Here is a 7,133-nt window from a genome sequence, read left to right on the forward strand (position 1 = left end):
GACTGGCTTCTAGCGACAAGCTGAAGCCAGTCCGCGCTCTACCGGACCAATGTGATTTTCTTGCAGCTTGAAGCTCGTAGCTTGAAGCTGTCGTGTAAGAGGTTTTGAAGATGGCCGAACGTCTCAGTAACGACTTTCAATTCATTGATGTCGGGCGCAAGGATCCGAAGAAGAAACTGTTGCGTCAACGCAAGAAAGAGTTCGTCGAGATCTACGAACCGTTCAAACCCCAGCAGTCGGCCGACCAGGCTCACCGCTGCCTGGGTTGCGGCAACCCGTATTGCGAATGGAAGTGCCCGGTGCACAACTTCATTCCCAACTGGCTCAAACTGGTGGCCGAGGGCAACATCCTCCAGGCTGCCGAGCTGTCGCACCAGACCAACACCCTGCCGGAAGTCTGCGGCCGCGTGTGCCCGCAGGATCGGCTGTGCGAGGGTGCCTGCACCCTCAACGACGGTTTTGGCGCGGTGACCATCGGTTCGGTCGAGAAGTACATCACCGACACCGCGTTCGCCATGGGCTGGCGCCCGGACATGTCCAAGGTCAAGCCGACCGGCAAGCGTGTCGCGATCATCGGTGCCGGCCCGGCGGGCCTCGGTTGTGCCGACGTGCTGGTACGTGGCGGCGTGACCCCGGTGGTGTTCGACAAGAACCCGGAAATCGGCGGTCTGCTGACCTTCGGCATTCCCGAGTTCAAGCTCGAGAAGACCGTGCTGAGCAATCGTCGCGAAGTCTTCACCGGCATGGGCATCGAGTTCCGCCTCAACACCGAGGTCGGCAAGGACGTGACCATGGAGCAACTGCTCGCCGACTACGATGCGGTGTTCATGGGCATGGGCACCTACACCTACATGAAGGGCGGTTTTGCCGGTGAGGACCTGCCAGGCGTCTACGACGCGCTGGACTTCCTCATCGCCAACGTCAACCGCAACCTCGGCTTTGAAAAGTCGCCGGAAGATTTCGTCGACATGAAAGGCAAGAAGGTCGTGGTACTGGGCGGTGGCGACACGGCGATGGACTGCAACCGCACGTCGATCCGTCAGGGCGCCAAATCGGTGACCTGTGCTTATCGTCGTGACGAAGCGAACATGCCCGGCTCGCGCAAAGAGGTGAAGAACGCCAAGGAAGAAGGCGTGAAATTCCTCTACAACCGTCAGCCGATCGCCATCGTTGGCGAGGATAAGGTCGAAGGCGTGAAGGTGGTCGAGACCCGTCTCGGCGAACCGGATGCCCGTGGCCGTCGCAGCCCCGAGCCGATCCCGGGCTCCGAAGAGATCATCCCGGCCGACGCCGTGGTCATCGCGTTCGGTTTCCGCCCAAGCCCGGCGCCGTGGTTCGAGCAGTTCCAGATCCAGACCGACAGCCAGGGCCGCGTTGTTGCGCCTGAGCAGGGCCAGTACAAGCACCAGACCAGCAACCCGAAAATCTTCGCCGGTGGCGACATGGTGCGCGGTTCCGACCTGGTGGTGACGGCGATCTTCGAGGGGCGCAACGCCGCCGAAGGGATCCTCGATTACCTGGGCGTCTAACCTCGGATCCTGAATCAAACGCAATAACCCTGTGGGAGCGAGCCTGCTCGCGAAAGCGGTCTGTCAGCCAACTTCATTGTTGGATGTACCGGCCTGTTCGCGAGCAGGCTCGCTCCCACAGTTGTTTCTCGGTGTTGCTGATAACGCATTTCCGGTGCAGTAAATTGACCCGATAGACAAAAGGCTGACCTGCATCCGTGCCTTTTGCCTCGCGCTCTGAGAAAATGCCCGCACTTTTTTTCCGGATGCCGACATGACTGCCCTGAAGAACGACCGTTTCCTCCGCGCCCTGCTCAAGCAACCCGTAGACGTCACCCCCGTGTGGATGATGCGCCAGGCCGGCCGCTACCTGCCGGAATACCGCGCCAGTCGGGCCCACGCCGGTGACTTCATGAGCCTGTGCATGAATCCGGAGTTCGCTTGCGAAGTCACCCTGCAACCGCTCGACCGCTATCCGCAACTGGACGCGGCGATCCTGTTTTCCGACATCCTGACCATTCCCGATGCCATGGGCCAGGGCCTGTACTTCGAGACCGGTGAAGGTCCGCGCTTCAAGAAAGTGGTCAGCACCCTGGCCGATATCGAGGCCCTGCCGATCCCCGATCCGCACAAGGACCTCGGCTACGTCATGGACGCGGTCAGCACCATCCGCCGCGAGCTCAACGGTCGCGTACCGCTGATCGGGTTCTCCGGCAGCCCGTGGACGTTGGCGACCTACATGGTCGAAGGCGGCTCGTCGAAAGACTTCCGCAAGACCAAGGCGATGCTCTACGACAATCCGCAAGCCATGCACCTGCTGCTGGATAAACTCGCGCAGTCGGTGACCGCCTACCTCAATGGCCAGATCCAGGCCGGTGCGCAAGCCGTGCAGATCTTCGACACCTGGGGCGGCAACCTGTCGGCGGCGGCGTACCAGGAGTTCTCCCTGGCCTACATGAAGAAAATCGTCAGCGGCCTGATCCGCGAGCACGACGGGCGCAAGGTGCCGGTGATCCTCTTCACCAAGAACGGCGGCCTGTGGCTGGAAAGCATCGCCGAGGCCGGCGCCGACGCCCTGGGCCTGGACTGGACCTGCGACATCGGCAACGCCCGCGCCCGCGTTGGCGACAAAGTCGCCCTGCAAGGCAACATGGACCCGACCGTGCTCTACGCCAAGCCGGAAGCGATCCGTACCGAAGTCGGGCGCATCCTCGCCAGCTACGGCAAGGGCAGCGGCCACGTGTTCAACCTCGGCCATGGCATCACCCCGGAGGTCGACCCGGAACACGCCGGCGCCTTCCTGCGTGCGGTGCACGAGTTGTCGGCGCAGTATCACCAGTGATCGCCACACAATAAAAAACGCCCGGCCAATGCCGGGCGTTTTTGTTTGCACGATTCAATGTCGGACACAAATTCCACTGTGGGAGCGAGCCTGCTCGCGAAAACGGTGGATCAGCAAACTTTGCATCAACTGACAAAACGCCTTCGCGAGCAGGCTCGCTCCCACATGGGGCCTGTGTCAGGCTTTGACACCCTGCAACGGCGGCAACTTCGCCAGCTTCAACGCCACCAGCAGCGCCACCAGCAACAACGCGCCGATGAACAGGCCGATGCCGTTCCAGCCGCCCAGGTGCCAGAACACCCCGCCCGCCGTCCCGGCGATGCTCGATCCCGCGTAATAGCTGAACAGATATAACGACGATGCCTGACCTTTGGCCTTGAGCGCGCGGCGGCCGATCCAGCTGCTGGCCACCGAATGCGCGCCGAAGAAGCCGAACGTGAAGATCAGCATGCCGATAATCACCAGGGGCAGCGGCGTGAACATCGTCAGCGCGAGGCCGACGAACATCAGCGCGATGGTCGCCCAGAGCACTTTGCGGCGACCGAGTTGGTCGGCCAGCGAGCCGATCTTCGCCGAACTGTAGATGCCCGACAGATACACCACCGACAGCAGGCCGACGAACACCTGATCGAGGTGGTACGGCGCGGCCAGCAGGCGATAGCCGATGTAGTTGAACAGGGTGACGAACGCGCCCATCAGCACGAAGGCTTCAAGAAACAGCAGCGGCAGGCCGGCATCGCGAAAGTGCATGGTGAAGCCATCGAGCAGGCTGCGTGGATGCAGTGAGCGTGAGCGGAAATTGCGCGACTCGGGAAGGATTTTCCAGAACACCGTGGCCGCGATCAACGCCAGACCACCGATCACCAGCATCGCCGTATGCCAGCTGACGAAGTCGATCAGCACCCCGGTAATCAGGCGCCCGCTCATCCCGCCAATCGCGTTGCCGCCGATGTACAGGCCCATTGCCAGGCCGATGTGCTGCGGGTGGATCTCTTCGCTCAGGTAAGTCATCGCCACCGCCGCCAGGCCGCTCAGCGACAGGCCGATCAGCGCGCGCATCAGCAGCACACCGTGCCAGCTCGGCATCATCGAGCTCGCGATGGTGCACAGTGCAGCGGCAAACAGCGCCGTGACCATCACCGGTTTGCGTCCGACCCGATCGGAAATCGGCCCGGTGATCAGCAGCCCGATGGCCAGCATGCCGGTCGCCACCGACAGGATCAGGCTGCTCTGCGCCGCGTTGATCGAATATTCGTGAGACAGCAGCGGCATCATCGGCTGCACGCAATACAGCAGCGCGAACGTCGCGAAGCCACCGCTGAACAGTGCCAGCACCGTGCGCATGAACAGTGGCGTGCCTTTTTCGATGTAGATGTCCTGCAGTTCGGCCAGCACCTCATCCGCAACAGCGGGGTGCACTTCATGAGCTTGGGGGGCGACGGCGGTTTTCACATCAGACCTCGGTAAGTACGGTCAGGCAGGCAATGAAAAAATCATATAGCTGGCTAATGTTTCTATCCAATATATTGTTCGACATGTTTGATAGCTTTTACGACCTAATGGGGTTTCCATGGAATTGCGTCACCTGCGCTACTTCATCGCCGTCGCCGAAGAACTGCATTTCGGCCGCGCGGCACAGGCCCTCGGCATCTCCCAGCCACCGCTGAGCCAGCAGATCCAGGCGCTGGAGCAGGAAGTCGGCGCGCGCCTGTTCGAGCGCACCAATCGTCGGGTCGAGCTGAGCGAGGCCGGCAGATTGTTTCTCGAAGAGGCGCGGCTGGTGCTGGCGCAGGTCGACAAGGCGGCGGACGTGGCTCGTCGTGCACAACTCGGTGAACTCGGTGAGCTGAAGATCGGCTTCACCTCATCGGCGCCGTTCAACTCGACCATTCCCCAGGCGATCTTCTCGTTCCGTCAACGCTTCCCGGCGGTGCACCTCAATCTTCGGGAAATGAGCAGCACCCAGGTGGCCGATGCGCTGGTGGACGAGTCGATTGAAGTCGGCATCATGCGACCGCTGGGGCTGCCGGATTCGTTGAGCGTGGTCGAATTGATGCGCGAACCCTTGGTGGCGGTGCTCAGCTCCAAACACCCGCTGGCACAGGGCAGCCAGGAAGGCATCTTTCTCTCGGCGCTGGCGCTGGAACCGTTTGTGTTCTTCCCGCGCAGCTATGGCAGCGGGCTGTACGCGCAGCTGTTGAGCCTGGCCCGTGATGCCGGGTTCAGCCCGCACTTTGCCCAGGAGGCCGGGGAGGCGATGACCATCATCGGCCTGGTGGCGGCGGGGCTGGGGGTTTCCGTATTGCCGGCGTCGTACCAGCGGATGCGCATCGACGGCGTGGTCTATCGACCGCTGCTCGACCCGGCGGCGGTGTCCGCGGTGTGGCTGGTGCAGCGCAAGGATCAGAAGTCGCCGATGGCCAGGGCCTTTGTCGAACTGCTGACGCGCAAGGTCGAACCTTCAAAAGCTTGATCGCTGCGCAATCAAATCGCGAGCAGGCTCGCTCCCACAGGGGAACGCATTCCAAGGTGGGAGCGAGCCTGCTCGCGAAAGCGTCCGCTCGATCAACACAATGTTCAGGGTACTCGCACCAGATCCCCCTTCAACGCCACACGCGTCACGAAAACCCCGGCCCGGCACTCGTAGGTGTTCAGATCCTTGCGCACATGCTGGTCGTAGTAACTGACGATATTGGTCACCGCATTGGCCCCGACCCGCTTGGCCTCGGCCTGCAACTTGATCAGGTTCGACTGCAACACCCACTCGCAGGAATCGTGGTCGCTCTTGTTGAAACCGTTGGTGCCCAGATCGCTGACCACCCCCGGGCGCAACAGGCGCTGAATCCCCTGCGGCCCGTTGCCGGCCAGGTAAAACTTCACACTGCCATCCAGCCGTCCGGCACGCAGCGCATCCGATACCACTGTTTCGAACGGCATGTACATCAGGTTGGTGGCGTGGCTGACGCCCGGTAAAAGCGTGAAGAAAACGGCAACGATCAGGGCTTGCACTGGCATGGTCATCTCCTTGACGGGAAAGAGAACCGCGAGTGCTCGACCGATCGGGCTCGCCGTTCCGGCAGGCGTAGTGGGTGTCGGGGCCTGCTTGAGCGAGTGTAGATGCTGTGCGTAAAGGTGCTTCTATCCGCGGTTTTTGGCGCTGGTACATTTCGCGTAACGGAACGGGTGTAGGGAATGCGTTCGTTCTTGCGCAAAATCGGCTTTTTCTCCAACGAGTCACGGATGCCACTTCGATATCAGCCCAGAGAGGGCAGCATTCTCATCTGCGATTTCAGGGGCTATGAAGTCCCCGAAATGGTCAAGATCAGGCCCGTTGTTGTGATACGCAGGCACAGAACCAACAGCCTTTTGGTGACGGTGGTGCCACTGAGCACAACGGCTCCGGATCGTTTACTCGCGCACCATTGTGAACTTGCGAGCCATCTTCAGGGCGCAAGTTCGACGTGTTGGGCAAAGTGCGACATGATCGCTACGGTGAGTCTCTCTCGGCTGGATCGAATCAAAAGCAAAGACCGTCAGGGCCGGCGGGTGTACCGGATTTCTCAACTTGCAACAGAAGAGTTCAGCGCGATCAAGGCCGCCGTCAGACAGGCTCTGGGCCTGTAGTGGCAGCAGAGATGGCGCGTTGAAGCGATTTGCCATGCGTTGCCCATCAAGCCGTTTCGGGCAATACTGCCGACGTTCCCGCAAGGGGCTTGTGAGACTCTGAGGATCCTGGGCAACCAGCCATCGCAGAGCCAGACAGGTGAGGGCAATGACACGCCGACCTGTTTGTGAAAGGGCGCCAATTGGCGCCCTTTGTCGTTTCCGAGGGGTTACTGCACTTTCGCCAGATCGCCCTTCAACGCCACACCGGCCATGATTGCGCCAGCGTGGCATTCGTAGTTCGCCGGATCCTTGCGTTCGTTGCTCTTGTAGAAGCTGACGATGTTGGTCACCGCATTGGCACCGGCGTTTTTCGCGGCCTGGTGCAGGCTGATGATGGCCGATTGCACGACCCACTCGCAGGCCTCGGTGTCGGATTTGTTGAAGGCGTTGGTCTTTTTGTTGGTCACCGCCCCCGGGCTGAGCACGCTGACTTTGCCGGCCGGGTTGGTGCCGGCCAGGTAGAACTTCACGCTGCCATCGATCTTGCCGCTGCGGATGGTCTCGGCGACGGCTTTGTCGAACGGCAGGAAGACCGGCGTGTCACGGGCCTGGCTGACGGCCGGCACGGCGCAGAGCAGGAGGGTGGCGACGGCGAGTGGGTTGAAGCGCATGGAGGT

Annotated in this window: 7 protein-coding genes; 4 read left to right on the forward strand and 3 right to left on the reverse strand. The window is 61.4% G+C overall.

Annotated elements, in window-relative coordinates; genetic code table 11:
• Positions 1-110: 110 nt before the first annotated feature.
• Both QRN70_RS20505 and hemE read left to right on the forward strand, forming a co-directional pair.
• A complete protein-coding gene (locus QRN70_RS20505) occupies positions 111-1,529 on the forward strand; it encodes a glutamate synthase small subunit GltD family protein (protein WP_285419721.1) in 1,419 nt (472 codons plus the stop codon).
• Positions 1,530-1,782: 253 nt separating this feature from the next.
• Entirely contained in the window at positions 1,783-2,850 is a 1,068-nt protein-coding gene (gene hemE / locus QRN70_RS20510; RefSeq protein ID WP_285419722.1) for a uroporphyrinogen decarboxylase, read from the forward strand.
• A gap of 177 nt (positions 2,851-3,027) precedes the next feature.
• Here the strand turns inward: hemE and QRN70_RS20515 are convergent, their stop codons facing one another.
• A complete protein-coding gene (locus QRN70_RS20515) occupies positions 3,028-4,302 on the reverse strand; it encodes an MFS transporter (RefSeq protein ID WP_285419723.1) in 1,275 nt (424 codons plus the stop codon).
• Positions 4,303-4,420: 118 nt separating this feature from the next.
• On the opposite strand from QRN70_RS20515, the gene QRN70_RS20520 reads away from it, so the two are divergent.
• A complete protein-coding gene (locus QRN70_RS20520; RefSeq protein WP_285419724.1) occupies positions 4,421-5,323 on the forward strand; it encodes a LysR family transcriptional regulator in 903 nt (300 codons plus the stop codon).
• Between the two features lie 104 nt (positions 5,324-5,427).
• Here QRN70_RS20520 and QRN70_RS20525 read toward each other — a convergent pair whose 3' ends face one another.
• Positions 5,428-5,865: an excinuclease gene (locus QRN70_RS20525; RefSeq protein WP_285419725.1), complete on the reverse strand. Its 438-nt coding sequence runs from the start codon at positions 5,863-5,865 to the stop codon at positions 5,428-5,430.
• A gap of 225 nt (positions 5,866-6,090) precedes the next feature.
• Here QRN70_RS20525 and QRN70_RS20530 point away from each other — a divergent pair, with 225 nt between their 5' ends.
• Positions 6,091-6,474: a type II toxin-antitoxin system PemK/MazF family toxin gene (locus tag QRN70_RS20530; RefSeq protein ID WP_350224503.1), complete on the forward strand. Its 384-nt coding sequence runs from the start codon at positions 6,091-6,093 to the stop codon at positions 6,472-6,474.
• 209 nt (positions 6,475-6,683) lie between these two features.
• Here QRN70_RS20530 and QRN70_RS20535 read toward each other — a convergent pair whose 3' ends face one another.
• Positions 6,684-7,127 (reverse strand): excinuclease, encoded by a 444-nt coding sequence (locus tag QRN70_RS20535; protein ID WP_285419727.1) that lies wholly within the window; start codon positions 7,125-7,127, stop codon positions 6,684-6,686.
• Positions 7,128-7,133 lie beyond the last annotated feature (6 nt).

The organism is Pseudomonas sp. efr-133-TYG-5, assembly GCF_030209175.1.
GTDB lineage: Bacteria > Pseudomonadota > Gammaproteobacteria > Pseudomonadales > Pseudomonadaceae > Aquipseudomonas.